Origin of the sequence: Metallococcus carri (genome assembly GCF_011440275.1) — a bacterium.
In the GTDB taxonomy this organism is placed as follows: Bacteria; Actinomycetota; Actinomycetes; order Actinomycetales; family Dermatophilaceae; genus Metallococcus; species Metallococcus carri.
In genome coordinates, this window is the sequence record NZ_JAAOIV010000010.1 from 100,770 (window position 1) to 118,970 (window position 18,201).

The 18,201-nt window shown below is 68.6% G+C and carries 19 protein-coding genes; 14 read left to right on the forward strand and 5 right to left on the reverse strand.

The window, feature by feature from the left end; genetic code table 11:
* The first annotated feature begins 124 nt into the window (after window positions 1-124).
* The 4 genes from G9U51_RS13455 to G9U51_RS13470 are packed head-to-tail and all read left to right on the forward strand — an operon-like array spanning window position 125 to window position 4,425.
* Entirely contained in the window at window positions 125-2,560 is a 2,436-nt protein-coding gene (locus G9U51_RS13455) for a DNA polymerase III subunit gamma and tau (protein WP_166197439.1), read from the forward strand.
* A complete protein-coding gene (locus tag G9U51_RS13460) occupies window positions 2,557-3,222 on the forward strand; it encodes a lysophospholipid acyltransferase family protein (protein ID WP_407941442.1) in 666 nt (221 codons plus the stop codon). The genes G9U51_RS13455 and G9U51_RS13460 overlap by 4 nt, the downstream gene beginning before the upstream one ends.
* A 44-nt stretch (window positions 3,223-3,266) precedes the next feature.
* On the forward strand, window positions 3,267-3,869 hold the full coding sequence (gene recR, locus G9U51_RS13465; RefSeq protein ID WP_166197440.1) for a recombination mediator RecR: 603 nt from the start codon (window positions 3,267-3,269) through the stop codon (window positions 3,867-3,869).
* On the forward strand, window positions 3,862-4,425 hold the full coding sequence (locus G9U51_RS13470; RefSeq protein ID WP_166197441.1) for a DUF5063 domain-containing protein: 564 nt from the start codon (window positions 3,862-3,864) through the stop codon (window positions 4,423-4,425). The genes recR and G9U51_RS13470 overlap by 8 nt, the downstream gene beginning before the upstream one ends.
* Here G9U51_RS13470 and G9U51_RS13475 read toward each other — a convergent pair.
* Complete coding sequence (locus G9U51_RS13475; RefSeq protein WP_166197442.1) at window positions 4,359-5,078, reverse strand: glycerophosphodiester phosphodiesterase; 720 nt, start codon at window positions 5,076-5,078, stop codon at window positions 4,359-4,361. The genes G9U51_RS13470 and G9U51_RS13475 overlap by 67 nt on opposite strands.
* Window positions 5,079-5,089: 11 nt before the next feature.
* Here G9U51_RS13475 and G9U51_RS13480 point away from each other — a divergent pair, with 11 nt between their 5' ends.
* Window positions 5,090-6,511: a hypothetical protein gene (locus G9U51_RS13480; RefSeq protein WP_166197443.1), complete on the forward strand. Its 1,422-nt coding sequence runs from the start codon at window positions 5,090-5,092 to the stop codon at window positions 6,509-6,511.
* On the opposite strand, the gene G9U51_RS13485 is transcribed toward G9U51_RS13480, so the two are convergent.
* The gene (locus tag G9U51_RS13485; RefSeq protein WP_166197444.1) at window positions 6,493-7,245 is read right to left on the reverse strand and encodes a phosphatase PAP2 family protein; all 753 of its coding nucleotides are present in this window, start codon (window positions 7,243-7,245) and stop codon (window positions 6,493-6,495) included. The genes G9U51_RS13480 and G9U51_RS13485 overlap by 19 nt on opposite strands.
* Before the next feature lie 186 nt (window positions 7,246-7,431).
* A complete protein-coding gene (locus G9U51_RS13490; RefSeq protein WP_166197445.1) occupies window positions 7,432-7,794 on the reverse strand; it encodes a winged helix-turn-helix transcriptional regulator in 363 nt (120 codons plus the stop codon).
* Between the two features lie 87 nt (window positions 7,795-7,881).
* On the opposite strand from G9U51_RS13490, the gene G9U51_RS13495 reads away from it, so the two are divergent.
* The 5 genes from G9U51_RS13495 (at window position 7,882) to G9U51_RS13515 (ending at window position 12,573) form a co-directional block, all read left to right on the forward strand.
* Window positions 7,882-8,484: an NAD(P)-dependent oxidoreductase gene (locus G9U51_RS13495; protein WP_166197446.1), complete on the forward strand. Its 603-nt coding sequence runs from the start codon at window positions 7,882-7,884 to the stop codon at window positions 8,482-8,484.
* Between the two features lie 124 nt (window positions 8,485-8,608).
* Window positions 8,609-9,880, forward strand: coding sequence for an aspartate kinase (locus tag G9U51_RS13500; protein WP_166197447.1), 1,272 nt, complete (start codon window positions 8,609-8,611; stop codon window positions 9,878-9,880).
* On the forward strand, window positions 9,877-10,926 hold the full coding sequence (locus G9U51_RS13505; protein ID WP_171715584.1) for an aspartate-semialdehyde dehydrogenase: 1,050 nt from the start codon (window positions 9,877-9,879) through the stop codon (window positions 10,924-10,926). The genes G9U51_RS13500 and G9U51_RS13505 overlap by 4 nt, the downstream gene beginning before the upstream one ends.
* Window positions 10,926-11,981, forward strand: coding sequence for an aspartate-semialdehyde dehydrogenase (locus G9U51_RS13510; RefSeq protein ID WP_166197448.1), 1,056 nt, complete (start codon window positions 10,926-10,928; stop codon window positions 11,979-11,981). The genes G9U51_RS13505 and G9U51_RS13510 overlap by 1 nt, the downstream gene beginning before the upstream one ends.
* A gap of 310 nt (window positions 11,982-12,291) precedes the next feature.
* Complete coding sequence (locus tag G9U51_RS13515) at window positions 12,292-12,573, forward strand: type II toxin-antitoxin system TacA family antitoxin (protein WP_166197449.1); 282 nt, start codon at window positions 12,292-12,294, stop codon at window positions 12,571-12,573.
* 49 nt (window positions 12,574-12,622) lie between these two features.
* Here G9U51_RS13515 and G9U51_RS13520 read toward each other — a convergent pair whose 3' ends face one another.
* Window positions 12,623-13,810: an acyl-CoA dehydrogenase family protein gene (locus G9U51_RS13520; RefSeq protein ID WP_166197450.1), complete on the reverse strand. Its 1,188-nt coding sequence runs from the start codon at window positions 13,808-13,810 to the stop codon at window positions 12,623-12,625.
* Between the two features lie 109 nt (window positions 13,811-13,919).
* Here G9U51_RS13520 and G9U51_RS13525 point away from each other — a divergent pair, with 109 nt between their 5' ends.
* From G9U51_RS13525 to G9U51_RS13540, 4 genes are all read left to right on the forward strand, one after another.
* Complete coding sequence (locus G9U51_RS13525; RefSeq protein ID WP_166197451.1) at window positions 13,920-14,681, forward strand: amino acid ABC transporter ATP-binding protein; 762 nt, start codon at window positions 13,920-13,922, stop codon at window positions 14,679-14,681.
* Between the two features lie 20 nt (window positions 14,682-14,701).
* Window positions 14,702-15,520: a glutamate ABC transporter substrate-binding protein gene (locus tag G9U51_RS13530; protein WP_166197452.1), complete on the forward strand. Its 819-nt coding sequence runs from the start codon at window positions 14,702-14,704 to the stop codon at window positions 15,518-15,520.
* Window positions 15,521-15,598: 78 nt separating this feature from the next.
* Window positions 15,599-16,279, forward strand: a complete 681-nt coding sequence (locus G9U51_RS13535) for an amino acid ABC transporter permease (RefSeq protein WP_166197453.1) — start codon at window positions 15,599-15,601, stop codon at window positions 16,277-16,279.
* Window positions 16,276-17,157 carry an amino acid ABC transporter permease gene (locus G9U51_RS13540; RefSeq protein WP_166197454.1) on the forward strand — a complete coding sequence of 294 codons (882 nt, stop codon included), beginning with the start codon at window positions 16,276-16,278 and terminating at the stop codon, window positions 17,155-17,157. Before G9U51_RS13535 ends, G9U51_RS13540 begins: the two co-directional genes overlap by 4 nt.
* 37 nt (window positions 17,158-17,194) lie before the next feature.
* Here G9U51_RS13540 and G9U51_RS13545 read toward each other — a convergent pair whose 3' ends face one another.
* Complete coding sequence (locus G9U51_RS13545; RefSeq protein WP_166197455.1) at window positions 17,195-18,199, reverse strand: aldo/keto reductase family protein; 1,005 nt, start codon at window positions 18,197-18,199, stop codon at window positions 17,195-17,197.
* Between the last annotated feature and the right edge of the window lie 2 nt (window positions 18,200-18,201).

The window sequence follows — 18,201 nt, forward strand, 5'->3', positions numbered from 1 at the left end:
GGGGACCTCGGTCTCTCAGCGCGCCCACGAAGTTTCTCCCCCGCTGCGCTCCTCCGAATACTTCGCGGGGACCCCGTCTCTCAGTGCGCCCACGAAGTGCGCCGTCAACAGGTGCCCCTGCCGGATGTCGGGCCACCCGCCTAGAGTTCTGGGGGTGAGCACCGCCCTGTACCGCCGCTACCGGCCGGAGACCTTTGCCGACGTCATCGGGCAGGAGCATGTCACCGAACCCCTGATGCAGGCGCTGCGCACCGGCCGGGTCAACCACGCCTATCTCTTCAGCGGTCCGCGCGGCTGCGGCAAAACCACCAGCGCCCGCATCCTCGCCCGCTGCCTCAACTGCGAGCAGGGCCCCACGCCCACCCCGTGCGGCACCTGCGAGTCGTGTATCGCGTTGTCCCGCAACGGTTCTGGCACCGTCGACGTGATCGAGATCGACGCGGCCAGCCACGGCGGTGTCGACGACGCGCGCGACCTGCGCGAGCGGGCGTCATACGGACCGGCTCAGAGCCGCTACAAGATCTACATCATCGACGAAGCCCACATGGTCACCAGCCAGGGCTTCAACGCCCTGCTCAAGATCGTCGAAGAGCCCCCGGAGCACGTGAAGTTCATCTTCGCGACCACCGAGCCGGAGAAGGTCATCGGCACGATCCGCTCGCGCACCCACCACTACCCCTTCCGGCTGGTGCCTCCGCAGCGCCTCGCGGACTACATGGAGCAGCTGTGCGCGAGCGAGGGCGTCGCGGTCGAGCCGGGCGTGCTGTCCTTCGTCACCCGCGCGGGTGGCGGGTCGGTGCGTGACTCGCTGTCCGTGCTCGACCAGCTGATCGCCGGGTCCGGTGAGGACGGAGTGACGTATGCCGGAGCCGCGGCCCTGCTCGGGTTCACCGACGGTGCGCTCCTGGACGCCACGGTGGACGCCCTCGCCGCGGGCGACGGCGCCAGTGTCTTCCAGCAGATCGACAAGGTCGTCGAGTCCGGGCACGACCCGCGCCGCTTCGTCGAAGACTTGCTGGAGCGACTGCGTGATCTGATCGTCGTAGCCGCGGTGCGCGACGGTGCGGCCGCGGTGTTGCGCGGCGTGCCCGAGGACCAGCTCGACCGCATGCGCACCCAGGCGGGTGCCTTCGGTCCCGGCGAGCTGTCCCGTGCGGCGGATATCGCCAACACCGGTCTCACCGAGATGACCGGCGCGACCAGCCCGCGTCTGCAACTCGAACTCATCTGCGCGCGGATCCTGCTGCCGGCTGCCTCCGGTGAGCACGGGTATGCCGCTCGCCTCGACCGCGTCGAGCGACGTCTCGACATCTCCGACCGCAGCCAATCGACATCGGCGCCGGCTCGCACTCAGCCCGACCCGGCCCGCCAACCGCAGCAGCCGCAGCCCGACCACTCGCAGCCCGCGCAGCCGCCATCGCCGCAGCGCGAGTCACGGCCACCGGCGGCGCAGGAGCCCACCGGCACCGAGCCGGCCGCCTCGCAGGAGCAACGCCCGAGCGCACCCGATCGGCCCGAGCCGTCGCCCGACACCGCGGTCGCCCCGTCCGGTGGCCCGCGGGATATGCCCGGTCCCGAGCCGGTGACCGACGAGCCGGTCGCACCGGTTCCGACGCGCGGTGGTCTTGGGGTCGATGAGCTGCGCCGGGAGTGGCCGCAGATCCTCGAGCGGATCGGCCGCATCCGCAAGGTGACCTGGAGCCTGCTCAGCCAGCACGCGCATGTCGTGGCCTTCGACGGCCAGGTGCTGACGCTCGGCGCGAGCAGCGCGGGCCTGGCCGAACGCATCTCGACCGACCCCAACCCCGAAGTGATCCGGCAGGCGGTCAACGAGGCGCTCGGCCTCGACGTGCGGGTGGCCGCCCGCAGCGGTGACGGCCCGGCGCCGGCGCAGCAGCCCGAGCAATCCTCCAGCGGGTGGGGCGAGAGCTCGCGCGCCCAAGCCGCGCCGCAGGAACGTTCGGCCGAAGCCACGCCCAGGCAGGGTGGCTGGCGCGACCGCGTCGGTATGCCGAACGGCGTGCGCTCCAGCGCTGACTCACCGGCCGCTCGCTCGGGTCCGTCGGCGCCCGACGACACCGACGGTGATCCTGTGCCGGCGCGCGCCGAGCAGGGCGGCGGCTCGGATCAGGCAGGTCGCGGCGCGGACGCAGCAGGTCGCGGCTCGAACGAAGTAGGTCGCGGTGCGGACGTCGCCCCAGCCTGGACCGAAGCCCCGGCCACCGACGCCCCCGCCTGGGCCCGCGAAACGTCACCAGATCCGCGCGAAGCGTCACTAAATCCCCGCGAAACGTCACCAAATCCTCGCGAAACGTCACTAAATCCCCGCGAAGCGTCACCAAATCCTCGCGAAACGTCACCAGATCCTCGCGAAACGCCACCCGCCCGCAGTGACCGACAGACGCCCCCTGCCGCGGCACCGGAGCACTCGGCATACGGCGAAGGCCCAGACGAAGAGGGTTCGCTCGACGACGAAACCGTCGACGACCTCGGCGCGGTCGGCCTGCCCGTGCTGTCCGAGGTGCTCGGCGCCCAGGTGATCGACGATCGGCGCGAATGATGCTCTACCTCACGACCCGGATGGTGGTCGGTCCCCTCGCGCGGACCTATCTGCGCGCCACCGTGCACGGGGTCGACAACATCCCCGCGACCGGGGGAGTGCTGCTCGCCGCCAACCACCTGTCCTTCGTGGACAGTCTGGTGATCCCGATGGTCGCTCCGCGGCAGGTCGTCTTCCTGGCCAAATCCGACTACTTCACCGGCACCGGCATCAAGGGCACGGCGACCCGCGCGTGGTTCACCTCGATGGGCATGGTGCCGGTCGACCGGGACGACTCCAAGGCCGCGCAGCACTCGCTGGAGATCGCCCTGCAGGTGCTGCGCGAAGGACGAGCGTTCGGCATTTACCCCGAGGGCACCCGGTCGCGTGACGGCCGCCTCTACCGCGGCCGCACCGGCGTCGCCCACCTCGCACTCACCGCGGGCGTCCCGATCGTGCCGGTCGGGTTGATCGGCACCCAGAACGTCCAGCCGGTCGGCACCAACCGCCTGACTCGCGCACCGTTCACGGTCAGCTTCGGTGCCCCCATCCAGGTCGAAGGCCGCTTCGACGGTATGCCGACCGGCCGCGCCCGCCGCGAACTCACCGACGAGGTGATGGACGCGATCGCGGCGCTGTCTGGCCAGGAGCGCGCCGACGGGTACAACGAACGCGCCCACTGACGCCCTGACCCACGCCGTCACCGCGAGGCCGTAGCCTGGAGCGCGTGTATGAAGGCGTGGTCCAGGACCTGATCGACGAGCTCGGCAGGCTGCCCGGCATCGGCCCGAAATCGGCGCAGCGGATCGCCTTCCACCTGTTGGCCGCCGACCCGGCCGATGTCGAGCGGCTGGCCGAAGTGCTCAAGGTCGTCAAGGCCAAGGTGCGCTTCTGCGAGCGCTGCTTCAATGTCGCCGAAGGTCCCGAATGCCGCATCTGCGCCGACCCGCGCCGCGACGCCCGGCTGCTGTGCGTCGTCGAGGAGCCCAAGGACGTCATGGCGATGGAGAAGGCGCGCGAGTTCAAGGGCCGCTACCACGTGCTCGGCGGCGCCATCGACCCGATGGAGGGCATCGGCCCGAACGACCTGCACGTCATGGAGCTCCTGCGCCGGCTCACCGACGAGAACATCGACGAGGTGCTCATCGCCACCAATCCGAATATCCGGGGCGAGGCGACCGCGGCATACCTCATCCGCCAACTGCGCGACGTGGGCGTGACGGTCAGCCGGCTCGCGTCCGGGCTGCCCGTCGGGGGCGATCTGGAGTATGCCGACGAGGTCACCCTCGGGCGTGCGATCGAGGGACGGAAGGTGCTGCAGCATGTCTGAGGTGATCAACGACTGGGGCGGCCTTGCCGTCGAAACCGCCCAGGGCTCAAAGGCTTTCGTCACCGCGGTCCGCGAGATTGCCGCTGGCAGCGAGCCGGAGACCGCCCTGCCCTTGCTGCTGCTCATCACCGCGCAGCTGCAGTCCACCGGCGCCCGGCTCGGCGCGGTGCAGGACATCGTGCCGGCCGAGCGGTTCGAGCCCGACCCCGGCCCCGAGGCCGACCAGGACCCCTTGCGCCAGGCGCTCGCCAATGTGCTGGAGGGCCTCGACGACTACACCGACCTCGTCGACCCGGTCACCTCGGTCGAGCTGGCTCGCGGGTCGCTGTCGGACGATCTCACCGGCATCGTCGCCGCGCTCGAGCACGGCCTGGCTCATTTCGACGCCGGCCGTCAGGTCGAGGCGCTGTGGTGGTGGCAGTTCAGCTATCTGTCCGAATGGGGCGTGCGGGCCTCCGCCGTGCTGCGGGTGGTGCAGACGATCCTGGGTCACCTGCGCCTGGACGTCGACGACGACGCCGCCGCCGAGGCGGAGTTCGACGCGCTGCACCCCTGAGCATGCTCGGCGGCCAGGTCGAGCCGGTCGGTGCACAGCCCGTCCAGGCCGACCGCCCGTCCGTGCGCCAGCCGCTGCGCGTCGTTCACCAGCGAACCGTGCGCCTCGATGCCGAGGTCGTGGGCGGCGCGCACCGCGTCGCGCGTCCACCAGTCCGCGCCGGTGTTCTGCCCGGTCACGCCGATCCGCGCGAGATTGTGCAGGTATGCCGGGTGCTCGCCGATGCTCGACACCGGCGCCTCGTGGATGAGCCGGAGGTCGGGCGCGCGCTGGTGCAGCTGCGCCAGCACGTCCAGGTCGTCATGCACCAGCCGCACCCGGTCGGTGGCACTGAGCTCGCGCACCAGCGCGACCACGGCGTCGAAGACCCCGACCACCTTCAGGTCCAGGCACAGCGGCACGCCCGGCCGCTCGAGCACGCTCGCCAGCGTGGGCACCTCGTGTCGAGCCAGCTGCCGGGCCGACATCACCCGTGGCCACACCGGCCCGCGGCGCCACATCAGCGGATCGTGCATCAGCACCGGCACGCCGTCGCGGCTGCGGCGGATGTCGGATTCGACGCCCCACCCCTCGTCGGCGGCGGCCGCCAACGCGGCCGCGGAGTTCTCCGGGCGGCCTGGGCCGTGCGCGCCACGGTGGGCATAAACGATCACGGAGACACCGTATGACGGGGCGGCCGTTCGGCCGGCTCTTCGTGGGGAGCGTCCTCGCCGTGGTCGTGCTGACCCATCTGCCGGGGCTGGTCTACGAGCTGTTCGACCCTGACGAGGCGGTGCTGGCCGAGCAGGCGATCACGCTGCAGCACGGCGGCACGCTCTACACCGATGCCATCGACCGCAAGCCGCCGGTGCCGCCGTGGATCTATCGCGGGGTCTTCGACCTCACCGGCGGCACCGACCTGCGCTGGGTGCATCTGCTCGCGGCCCTGGCGGTGGGCCTGGCCGCGCTCGTGGTCGCCTCGGACGTCAGCCTCAGGACGCGGGCCGCGCGGGTGTGGGCGGCCGGGCTGGTGCTCGCCGGATCGGTGGCCTTCACCCCGACCAACGGCCAGGCGGCGAATTTCGCCCACTTCGCGTTGCCCTTCGGCGCGGCCGCGATGGTGCTCGCCCGTCGCCCGGGAGTCCGGCCGGCGCTGCTCGGTGGCGTCCTGCTCGCGCTCGCAGTCGGCTGCCGGCAGACCTGGATCCTCGGCGGTCTGGCCGCGCTCTGGTCGACGGCGCGCCGCCCGCGAGACCTGGCGGCATACCTGCTCGGTGCGGCGGCCGGGGCGTGCGCGGTGCTGGCGCTGAGCGGCGACCCCGCCGCGATGCTCTATTGGGTCTTCGCCGGCAACGGGGGCTTCGTGTCCTCCGCTCCCGATGCGGCCGAGCTCGCCAAAGGTCTGGCCGGCAATCTCGGCCTGCAGGTGCTGGTTGCGCACGGGGCCTTGTTGGTGCTGGCGGCGCGACGCTGGCGCGACCGGGAGGTGCGCGACCTGTGGGTGTGGACGCTGACCGCGCTGGTTGCCTTCGTCGCCGGCTGGCGCTTCTACGGTCATTACTTCCTGCAGGCGATTCCACCGCTCGCGGTCATCGCTGCCCCGGTCGGCGCCCGCCTGGTCAGCCGCGCGCGGGCACTCACGGCGGCCGCGGTCGGCATACCTGCGCTGGTGGCGGTGGGGGTGGCGTTCGCGCCCGGCCTGGTGCGCGACTATCCGGACGCGAGCCGGGTCGCGGCTTTCGTCGCCGCGCAGACCGAGCCGCAGGACCGGGTGCTGGTGTGGGGCAATCTGCCCGAACTCTTCTGGCAAGCCAACCGGATGCCCGCCGGCGGGTTCGTCACCGCGGACCTGGTCACCGGGCGGTCGGGCAATCGCGCACCCGGACCGACCACGTATGCCGGGGTGCCGTCGCGGGCCCGCGAGCACTTTCTGGCGGCACTGCGAGCGCACCCGCCGGCCGTGATCGTCGACACCTCGACCGCACGGCTGCGGCAATACGACAGCTATCCGATGAGTTCGATGCCGGAGCTGGCGCGGCTGGTCGCCCGCGATTACACGCCGATTGCCCGGATCGACGGGATGACGATCTACCGACGGACGAACTGAGACGCCGCCGTGCGCACACCCACTCGAGGCGGGGTGGAGGTCAGCGTGAGCTCTTCGCGGGTGAGCGCGGACTGGAAGGCGGAGTGGCCGTAGAGCGCCCAGACCACGCCGAAGGAAATGGTGATCACCAGGCCGCCGGCGACCGCGTCGATCGCGAAGTGGTTGGCGGTGCCGACCACGACCAGGAAGGTCAGCAGCGGGTAGATCAGACCGGCGATGCGCACCCATTTGGTCTTGGCGACATTGAAGACCACCAGGCCGCACCACAGTGCCCAGGCCACATGCAGGCTGGGCATGGCGGCGTACTGGTTGGAGTGTTCGGCCACCGTCGGCGAACTCCACGAACCCCACGTCGGGTAGAGGTGGCTGACGTCGACGAACTGCCCCGACGGCAGCAGCCGCGGCGGCGCCATCGGCAACACATAGAAGCTCACCAGCGCGATCGCGGTGGTGATGACCAGCGCCGAACGGATCGAGCGATAAAGGCGCGGGTGCTTCCAGAAAATCCAGATGAGCACCCCGGCCGTCATCGGCAGATGGAAGACCGTGTAGTAATAGTTCGCCAGATGGGCGATCACCGGGTTGCTCGCGACCCAGTGGTTCATCACCGGCTCGAAGGACAAGCCCATGTGTTGGGTGACTTCCAGGACCTTCTCGCCACGGTTGATGGCGACCTGCTTTTGAGCGGGCACGAGATTGCGCAGCTTCTCGTAGCAGATGTCGAGGAACAGCAAGATGAGTACCTCGTGCCACCAACGAGGTACTCGATAGGCGCGGATTCGCAGCGGAAGCACCGCCCGCCCAGGCTTCTGGCGGTCAGTGACGAGCCCTGCTGCGCCCCCGACAGTCTCGGCGTTACTCGACATACTCCACCGATCATCGCATCTTCACGCCGAACTTACCCAACCGTCACGGTGTGTTCAGTCCACGGTGTCGTCATACCTGGCGCGAGCCTCGAGCACCTGTTCGGCGTGTTGCTCGGCCCAGCTACGCACGGCGGCGAGCGGCGTCACCAGCGTGCGACCGAGCGGCGTGAGCTCGTAATCCACTCGCGGTGGCATGGTCGCTTGCGCGGTGCGGGTCACCAGGCCGTCGCGTTCCATCGAGCGCAAGGTCTCGGTGAGAACCTTCGCGGTGACCCCTTCGACGCGGCCGCGGATCTGCCCGAACCGGGCCGGCCCATCGGACAGCACGGCAACGACCATCGGCGTCCATCGGTCGGTCAGGTGGCGCAGCACGCTGCGCGACGGGCACGCCGCCTGGAGGACATCAAAGGACGGCACGCCGAACTCCTTAGTTACGTTGAGGTACTTGGTTTCTGCTGAATACTATCGCGGCCTCAGACACCGACTGCCTTCAGGAGGCTCCCAATGAAAATCACCGTGATCGGCGCTACGGGAATGATCGGTCAGCGTGTCGTGGCCGAGGCCGTCTCGCGCGGACATCAGGTCGTGGCCGGATCGCGCAGTGGCGCGAGTGTCGGCGGGGCGCAAGGTCTCGCGATCGACCTACAGGACACCCGGGCCGTGGCCGAGCAGATGGCCGCGTCCGACGCCACTGTCGTGTCGGTCTCGCCACCGCGTGACGGCAGCAGCCACGAGCCCACGATCGCGTCGCACCGCGCGCTCATCGAGGCGCAACCCGCGGGTCGCCTCCTCGTCGTCGGGGGCGCCGGCTCCCTGCGGGCGGGGGATCGTGAACTGCGTCAGACCGAAGGCTTCCCACTGGAGTACAAGCCGGAGGCCGACACCTTCGCCGCCGTGCTAGACCTCTACCGGAATTCGTCGGGACTCGACTGGACGCTGCTCTGCCCGGCGCCGGAGATCGCTCCCGGCACTCGCACCGGGAGCTACGCGACCGAGCTGGATGTCCCGGCCGGCGAGCGGATCAGTGCGGAGGACTTCGCTGTGGCGCTCGTGGACGAGGTGGAGCGGCCGGCTCACCGCCAGGCGCGCTTCACGGTTGCCAACTGACCACACCCCGGTCCGTATGCCGGTCGGCGGCCATCTCAGCAAGTGGGCGTCGTTACGATGATGCGGCCGGGTGCGACGCCGACCGGGCGTCCGCCATACATCCGCATCTCCCGGAGATCGAACGTTGAGTCTTGTCGTTCAGAAGTACGGCGGTTCGTCCGTCGCCGACGCCGACAGCATCAAGCGGGTCGCGCGTCGCATCGTCGACACCCGCAAGGCGGGCAACCAGGTGTGCGTCGTTGTCTCGGCGATGGGTGACACCACCGACGAGCTGCACGATCTGGCCGCCGCAGTGAGCCCGGCGCCACCCCAGCGTGAGCTCGACATGCTGCTCACCGCGGGCGAGCGCATCTCCGCCGCGCTGGTGTCGATGGCGATCGCCAATCTCGGGCACTCGGCCCGCTCCTACACCGGCTCGCAAGCCGGTGTAATCACCGACGACGTGCACGGCAAGGCGCGGATCATCGACATCACGCCGGGCCGGGTGCGCGAGGCGCTCGACGCCGGGCACATCGTGATCGTGGCCGGCTTCCAGGGCGTCAGCCAGTCGACCAAGGAGATCACCACGCTCGGCCGCGGTGCCTCCGATACGACGGCGGTCGCGCTCGCCGCGGCTCTCGGGGCTGACGTGTGCGAGATCTACACCGACGTGGACGGCGTCTTCACCGCCGACCCGCGGATCGTGCCGACCGCGCGCAAGATCAATCGCATCAGCAACGAGGAGATGCAGGAGATGGCGGCCTCGGGCGCCAAAATCCTGATGCTGCGGTGCGTGGAATACGCCCGCCGGTTCGACATGCCGATCCACGTGCGGTCCTCGTTCAGCCACCACGAGGGCACCTGGGTCACCGACAAGAAGCTCGAAGGAGAAGCCGTGGAAGACCCGATCATCGCCGGCGTCGCACACGACCGCAGCGAGGCCAAGATCACCGTCGTCGGGGTCAAGGACAAGCCCGGCATCGCGGCGGAGATCTTCACCGAGATCGCCCAGGCGCAGATCAATATCGACATGATCGTGCAGAACGTCTCGGCGCTGGAGACCGGCTTGACCGATGTGTCGTTCACGCTGCCCAAGGCGGATGCGCAGCGCGCCGTCGAGACGCTGCAGGCCGCCAAGGAGCGCATCGGCTTCGACCAGCTGCAGTTCGATGACCAAGTCGGCAAGCTGTCGCTCATCGGGTCCGGCATGCGCAGCCACCCGGGGGTGAGCGCGACGCTGTTCCGGGCGCTCGCCGAGCAGGGCATCAACATCGAGATGATTTCGACCTCCGAGATCCGGGTGTCGGTGGTGACCGCCGACGACCAGCTGGACGACGCGGTGCGCGCGGTGCACACGGCGTTCGGCCTGGATTCGAGTGAGGGTGAAGCGGTCGTGTACGGGGGTTCAGGTCGATGAGCGCCCAGAAGACGATGAACGTCGGTGTGGTCGGGGCGACCGGGCAGGTGGGCGGCGTGGTGCTGCGCCTGCTCGCCGAGCGCAACTTCCCGGTCGGTGAGCTGCGACTGTTCGCCTCGGCCCGGTCGGCCGGGCGCACGATCGAATGGCAGGGCCGCACGATCACCGTCGAGGACGCCGAAACCGCCGACCCGACCGGACTGGACATCGCGATCTTCTCCGCGGGCGGCAGCACGTCCAAGGCGTTGGCGCCCAAGTTCGCCGCGGCGGGCGTCACGGTGATCGACAACTCCTCGGCCTGGCGGATGGACCCCGACGTCCCGCTGGTGGTCACCGAGGTCAACCCGCAGCGGGCTCGGCAGACGCCGAAGGGGATCATCGCCAACCCCAACTGCACGACGATGGCCGCGATGCCGGTGCTCAAGCCGCTCTCGGACGCCAAGGGCCTGCGCCGTATGACGGTCGCGACCTACCAGGCCGTGTCCGGTTCGGGGCTGGCCGGCGTGGCGGAGCTGTCCGGTCAGATCCGCCAGGGTGCGGGCGAGGACATGGAGCGCCTCGCGCACGACGGCCAGGCGGTCAAGCTCGGGCCGCCGGAGAAGTATGTCGCGCCGATCGCGTTCAACGTGGTGGCCCTCGCGGGCAATCTGGCCGACGACGGCTCCGGTGAGACCGACGAGGAGCAGAAGCTGCGCAACGAGTCGCGCAAGATCCTCGACCTGCCCGATCTCGCCGTAGCCGGCACCTGCGTGCGCGTGCCGGTCTTCACCGGCCATTCGCTGGCCATCCACGCCGAATTCGACGAAGCGATCACCCCGGATGAGGCGCGCGCCCTGCTGGCGGATGCCGCTGGCGTGCAGCTGGTCGACGTCCCCACGCCGCTGGAAGCGGCGGGCGCGGACCCGTCATACGTCGGGCGGATCCGGCAGGACCAGTCGGTGTCGGACGGCAAGGGGCTGGTGCTGTTCGTCGCCAATGACAACCTGCGCAAGGGCGCGGCACTCAACACGGTGCAGATCGCCGAGGTCCTGGCCACAGGCGCCTGATGGCCTCATCGCGCCCGGTCCTAGCCGTCGTCGGCGCCACCGGCGTCGTCGGGCAGGTGCTGCGGTCGATGCTGCCGACCCGGGCGTCACTGTGGTCGGAGGTGCGGCTGATCGCCTCGGACCGGTCTGCTGGTCAGTCGGCCGATCTGTTCGGTGATGGCGGGGTGATCCTGCCGCTCGCGCGGGAGAATTTCGTCGGGGTCGACGTGGCGGTCTTCGCCGTGCCGGCGCCGGTCGCGGCCGAGTGGGTGCCGCTCGCCGCGACGACGGGGGCGCGGGTGATCGACAACTCCGGCGCGTCCTCGGCTCTGCCGGGTGTGCCGTTGGTGGCACCCGACATCAACCCCGATGCGCTGAGCGGCGCCCCCATCGTCGCGGGCGCCGGCGCGAGCACCCTGATGATGGTCGGCGCGCTGCGCACCTTGCACGAGAACTGGCGGCTCACCGAGGTCATCGCCACCACCTTGCAGGCGGTCTCGGACGCAGGCGTCGGCGGGGTGCACCGGCTGTATGACGAGGCCACCCAGCTCGCCGGCAATCGTGCGGTCGGTCAGCGGCCCGGTGACGTGCGGCGCTATCTGTCTGACCTGGAAGGTGAGTCGCCGTTCCCGGCGCCGGTGGCGTTCAACGTGATCCCGTGGGTCGGTGACGAGGGCGACGGCCGCTGGTCCGGCAGCGAACTGCGGGTGCGCGACGAGGTGCGCACGTTGCTCGAGCTGCCCGAACTGCGGATGACGACAACCTGCGTGCAGGTGCCGGTCGTGACGACGCATTCGGTGTCGATGCACCTCACCTTCGAGCGACGCATTCACCGCGAGGATGCGGTGCGCGCGCTCACCGAGGCGTCCAACGGGGTGGTGCTGCTCGATGACCCGCTGCACGACGAGTGGCCGACGCCGGCCGATGTCGTCGGCGCCGATCCGGTCTTCGTCGGCCGGGTGCGGCAGCCGGCCGACTTCCCGCACTCGCTCGAGTTGTTCCTGTGCTGCGACAACCTGCGCCGCGGCTCGGCGCTCACCCTGCTCCATCTCGCGGAGCTGGCAGCCCAGGCTTAGGGAACGAGCTCGTCCTCCTCCGTGATCCCCGCCCCGGGGTACCGCTGAGTCGGTGAAGAGCCGGATTTCGGGGTAGCCCGCGCATCGGACTCCGGCCGAGTCCCCGAAAGTCGCCACAATGGAGACTTTTGCTCGGCGAGGGCGCCGCTGGCGCGGGCTTGGCCCGAAAAGGTCGCCACAATGGAGATTTTTGGTCGGCGAGGGTGCCGCTGGCGCGGGCTTGGCCCGAAGGGTCGAGCGACCGCTGTCGTGATTGAAGATGCGGTGTACGTACGAGGTGCGTACAGTAGGCGCAGACGAAGGAGACCTCATGTCCACCAAGACTGATCGGCTGAACCTGCGATGCTCAGCCGCCACCCTGGAGACGCTCAAGGCGGCCGCAGAGGTTCAGGACCAAGATCTGACCTCGTTCATCCTTGGCGCAGCGCTCGACCGCGCCCGCAAGGTGCTGGCCGAAGACCACTCGCTGCGACTGACTCCGCGTGAGGTACTGGACCTGGAGCGCGCGCTCGACGCCGATCCCGAGGTGGTGCCGCAACTTGCTGCGCTCATCCGGGGTGCCCGCACCCCCTCGAGCGCGTCGGCGAAATGAGCGGCCAGCGGTGTGACGGCCTGGGCCATCACACCGCCGCCCGGTCAGCTCAGCGGAAGGCGTTGGCGCCGGTGAGAGCCTGACCGATGATCAGCTGGTGCACCTCCGAGGTGCCCTCGTAGGTCAGCACCGACTCGAGATTGTTCTCGTGCCGGATCACCGGGTACTCCAGGCTGATGCCGTTGGCTGCCAGGATCGTGCGCGCCTCGCGGGCGATGGCGATGGCCTCGCGGCAGTTGTTCAGCTTGCCCACGGAGACCTGCTCGTTGCTCACGCCCGGACCGTCCTTGAGCCGGCCAAGGTGCAGCGCGAGCAGCATCCCCTTCACATACTCGACGGCCATGTCGGCGAGCTTGGCCTGGGTGAGCTGATAACCGGCGAGCGGTTCGCCGAAAACGCGCCGCGACTCGGCATACGCCAGGGCAGTTTCCAGACAGTCGCGGGCGGCACCCATGGCGCCGAAGACGATTCCGAAGCGCGCTTCGGCGAGGCAGGACAACGGGCCGCGCAGGCCGGAGACCTCCGGCAGCACCGCGTCACCGGGCAACCGCAGGTCGGTGAACGACAGTTCGGCGGTGACCGAGGCGCGCAGCGACATCTTCTGCTTGATCTCGCGGCCTTCGAAGCCCTTGCTGTCCGTTGGCACGACGAACCCGCGGATGCGGTCACGGCCACCGTCATCGGTCTGCGCCCACACCACCGCGACGTCGGCAACCGAACCATTGGTGATCCACATCTTGGTGCCGTTGAGCACCCAGTCGTCACCATCGCGCTTGGCGCGGGTGCGCATGCCGCCCGGGTCGGACCCGAAGTCGGGCTCGGTGAGCCCGAAACAGCCGAGCGCCTCACCGGCCGCCATCCGCGGCAGCCACTCGGTCTTCTGCTCCTCGGAGCCGAACTTGTGGATCGCGGTCATCGCCAGCGAGCCCTGCACCGACACGAGCGACCGTATGCCGGAGTCGGCGGCTTCCAGCTCATGGCAGGCCAGTCCGTAGCTGGTGGCTGAGGAGCCACCACAGCCGTAACCCTCCAGATGCATACCGAGCAGGCCGAGCTTGCCGAACTCCCGGGCGAGGTCACGAGCCGGGACCACGCCCTGGTCGAACCACTCCGGCAGGTTGGGTCGCAGGTGGTCATCGGCGAACTTGCGGATCATGGACATCAGGTCGCGGTCGTCGGCGTCGATGAGCGAGTCGAGGCCGCTCAGAGCATCGAGGGCGGAGTTGCGGGAGGCCATGCGCACCATTGTGCCGCGCGGCCGATGACGGCTCTCGGCGAGCTAACGATTAGGTCGCACCCGGGGCTTTGACTTAACAAATCCTGGTCTGGAGTTTACGGTTTGCGCCATGACGCAGCCGACATCCGATGGTCGCGACCCGCTGGTCGTCGTCTCGGGCCTGAACAAGCATTACGGCGACCTGCACGTGCTGAAGGACATCAACCTCACCGTCGGTCGCGGCGAGGTCGTCGTCGTGCTCGGCCCGTCGGGTTCGGGCAAGTCGACGCTGTGCCGCACCATCAACCGGCTGGAGACCTTCGAGGACGGCAGCATCACCATCGACGGCAAGCCGCTGCCCCAGGAGGGCAAGTCGCTCGCGGAGCTGCGCGCCGATGTCGGCATGGTCTTCCAGTCCTTCAACCTGTTCGCGCACAAGACGATCCTCGACAACGTGACCCTCGGTCCGATCAAGGTGCGCAAGATGGACAAGAAGAAGGCCGAGGAGCTCGCCCAGCAGTTGCTTCAGCGGGTCGGCGTGGAGAAGCAGGCGAACAAATATCCCGCCCAGCTGTCGGGTGGTCAGCAGCAGCGCGTCGCCATCGCCCGCTCGCTGGCCATGCAGCCCAAGGTGATGCTCTTCGATGAGCCGACCTCGGCGCTCGACCCCGAGATGATCAACGAGGTGCTCGACGTCATGTCCGGCCTGGCCAAGGAGGGCATGACGATGATCGTGGTCACGCACGAGATGGGCTTCGCGCGTCGCGCGGCCGACCGCGTGGTCTTCATGGCCGACGGCGAGATCCTCGAAGACGCCACCCCCGAGGAGTTCTTCAACAACCCGCGCACCGACCGGGCGAAGGACTTCCTGTCCAAGATCCTCACTCACTGAACCGTCACCAAGGAGAAACCATGAAGTTGCGCAACACCGCGGCCATCGCCCTCGCCGTCGCCATGCCGCTCGGCCTGGCCGCGTGCGGTGGCGGCTCGTCGTCCGGATCCGGGAACAAGGTCAAGATCGGCATCAAGTACGACCAGCCCGGCCTGGGCTTCAAGGACGGCAACAAGTACACCGGCTTCGACGTCGCGGTCGCGACCTATGTGGCCGGCAAGATGGGATACAAGCCCGACCAGATCGAATGGGTCGAGTCGCCCTCCAAGCAGCGCGAGAAGATGCTGCAGGCCGGCACCGTGAAGATGATCTTCGCGACCTACTCGATCACCGCCAAGCGCCAGGCGGTCGTGTCCTTCGCCGGCCCGTATTTCGTTGCGGGACAGTCGGTTCTGGTCAAGGCCGACAGCCCGATCAATAGCGTCGACGCACTCAAGGGCAAGAAGGTCTGCTCGGTCACCGGCTCCACCTCGGTCGACAACCTGAAGAAGAAGCAGCCGGCCCTGGTGCCGCAGAACTACGACACCTACTCCAACTGCGCCTCGGCGCTCGCGGACGGCGTGATCGACGCGATGACCACCGACGACACGATCCTGGCCGGCTACGCCAACCAGGATGCCTACAAGGGCAAGTTCAAGCTGGTGGGCGGCACCTTCTCGGAGGAGAAGTATGGCGTCGGCCTCAAGAAGGGTGACACCGCCACCTGCCAGAAGGTCAACGAGGCGATCAAGGCGATGATCGACGACGGTTCGTGGAAGAAGGCGCTGCAGGAAAACCTCGGCAGCAACTACAAGTTCAACACTTCGCTGAACCCGCCGAAGCAGGACGCCTGCTCCTGATCCCTGTGAGGTGAGGTATGCCGGTCGCCTCGCCGGCCGGCATACCTCACCTTCTCCTTCGAGTCCGAAGAGGCCTGCATGTCAACGCTTTTCGATCAGTTCAGTTTCTGGTCGGCGTTCTGGATGACGATCAAACTGACCCTCGGTGCGGCGGTCGGCAGCCTGATCCTCGGCACCATCGTCGCGGTGCTGCGGCTGTCACCGGTGCCGATGCTGCGCTTCCTCGGGACGTCCTATGTCAACATCTTCCGCAACACCCCGCTGACGCTGATCATCCTGGCGAGCAACCTGGTGTTGTGGGCCAAGCTCGGCGTGGTGATGGCCAACAGCAAGTCGCCGGACTTCTTCAACACCAACAACTTCCGGCTCGCGGTGCTCGGCCTGACGGTTTACCACGCGAGCTATGTGTGTGAGGCGCTGCGCTCGGGCGTCAACACCATCCCGCTCGGGCAGGCCGAGGCGGCGCGCTCGATCGGGTTGACCTTCGGGCAGTCGCTGAAGGAAGTGATCCTGCCGCAGGCCTTTCGTGGTGCGGTCGTGCCGCTCGGCAACACGCTGATCGCGCTCACCAAGAACACCACGGTCGCGGTGACCATCGGTGTGGCCGAGATGGCGGCAATGCTCGCCAAGGTCACCGAGGACGATCCGGGGCTGCTCAACCAGGCGTTCGTGCTGACCGCGCTCGCCTTCGTCGTGCTGACCCTGCCGGTCGGCCTGGCGGTCTCCTGGCTCGGCAAGCGATTGGCGGTGAAGCGATGAGCGCGGGCGTTCTGTTCGACGCACCGGGCCCGAAGGCCCGCCGGCGGCACCTGATCCTGACGGGCGTCGGCGTGCTGGTGGTGCTCGCGATCGCGTGGGTCATCTTCCAGCGTCTCGCCGACAAGAACCAGCTGACCTCGGCGATGTGGAAGCCGTTCTTGCAGTCCTCGACCTGGACCAGCTATCTGCTGCCCGGCCTGTGGGGCACGATCAAGGCTGCGCTGATCAGCATCCTGCTCGCCGGTCTGCTCGGTGGCCTGCTCGCTCTCGCGCGGATGTCGGAGATCGGTCCGCTGCGGTGGATCGCCTCGGTCTGGGTCGAGATCTTCCGGGCCATTCCCGTGCTGCTGATGATGCTGTTCAGCTACGGCTATCTGTCGACCTCCAATGTGGTCGACAGTGAGGTCGCCCCGCTCTACGCCACCGTCACCGGGCTGGTGCTCTACAACTCCGCGGTGGTCTGCGAGGTCATCCGCTCCGGTGTCGACCAGTTGCCCAAGGGCCAGCGGGAGGCCGGTCTGTCAATCGGTCTGCGTCCCTCGGAGACCTTGCGGATCGTGTTGCTGCCGCAGGCGATCACCGCGATGCTGCCGGCGCTGATCAGCCAGCTCGTGGTGGTCCTGAAGGACACCGCGCTCGGCTACAACGTGCTCTACGGTGAGCTGCTCTACAACGGCAAGACGTCCTCGGTCGGTCCGGCCAATATCGTCCCGACGATCTTCGTCATCGCGCTGATCTACATCCTGCTCAACTACAGCATCGGCAAGATCGCGGAGTATGTCGAAGGCCGGCTCAAGCGCCGCGGCCGCACGGTGGCCGACACCGGTGTGGTGGACGGCGCGGCCGAGCCCGCTGCACCTGGTGGCACCGCCGTCTAACCCGCAGACCCGGTGACGGCGATGCCCCCAGGTGGGCTCAGGTGAGCCGGCGCGCGGGGGACTTGGTGAGGCTGGGGTCGGTCTCGGGGATCTTGCCGAGGGCCTTGTCGATCGCGGCGAGCGTGTCCTGATCGAGAGTGACGCCGGAGGCCTGGGCGTTGTCGGTGACCTGCTCGGGCCGGGAGGCGCCGATGATCGCCGAGGCGACATTCGGGTTCTGCAGCACCCAAGCGACCGCGAGCTGCGCCATCGTGAGGTCGAGACCCTCGGCGATCGGCTTGAGCTTCTGCACGGCGCGCAGGGTCTTGGGCTCCAGGAACCGCTTGATCATGTCCGCGCCGCCCTTCTCGTCGGTGGCGCGACTGCCTTCGGGCAGTTTGCCGCCCGCCTTGTATTTGCCGGTGAGGATGCCCTGGGCGACGGGCGACCAGACGATCTGGGAGATGCCGAGCGCCTCGGACATCGGCACCACCTGATCCTCGATGACCCGCCACAGCATGGAGTACTGCGGCTGGTTCGAAATCAGTTGCACGCCAAGGTCTTTCGCCAGCGCATGCCCCTCCTTGAGTTGCTCGGCGGTCCACTCGCTGACCCCGATGTAGAGCGCCTTGCCCTGCCGCACGACATCGGCGAAGGCCTGCATCGTCTCCTCGAGCGGCGTCTCGTAGTCGAACCGGTGCGCCTGGTAGAGGTCGACGTGGTCGGTGCGCAGCCGCCGCAGCGAGCCCTCGATCGACTCCAGGATGTGCTTGCGCGACAGGCCCGTGTCGTTGGGACCACCGGGGCCGGTCGGGAAGTAGACCTTGGTGAAGATCTCCACCGACTCACGGCGCTCACTGGCGAGCGCGTTGCCGAGCACAGTCTCCGCGGCGGTGTTGGCGTAGACGTCAGCGGTGTCGAAGGTCGTGATGCCGGCATCGAGCGCGGCCCGCACACAGCGCACGGCCTGGTCGTTCTCGACCTGGGAGCCGTGGGTGAGCCAGTTGCCGTAGGTGATCTCGGAGATCTTCAGGCCGCTGTTGCCGAGGTAACGAAACTTCACGG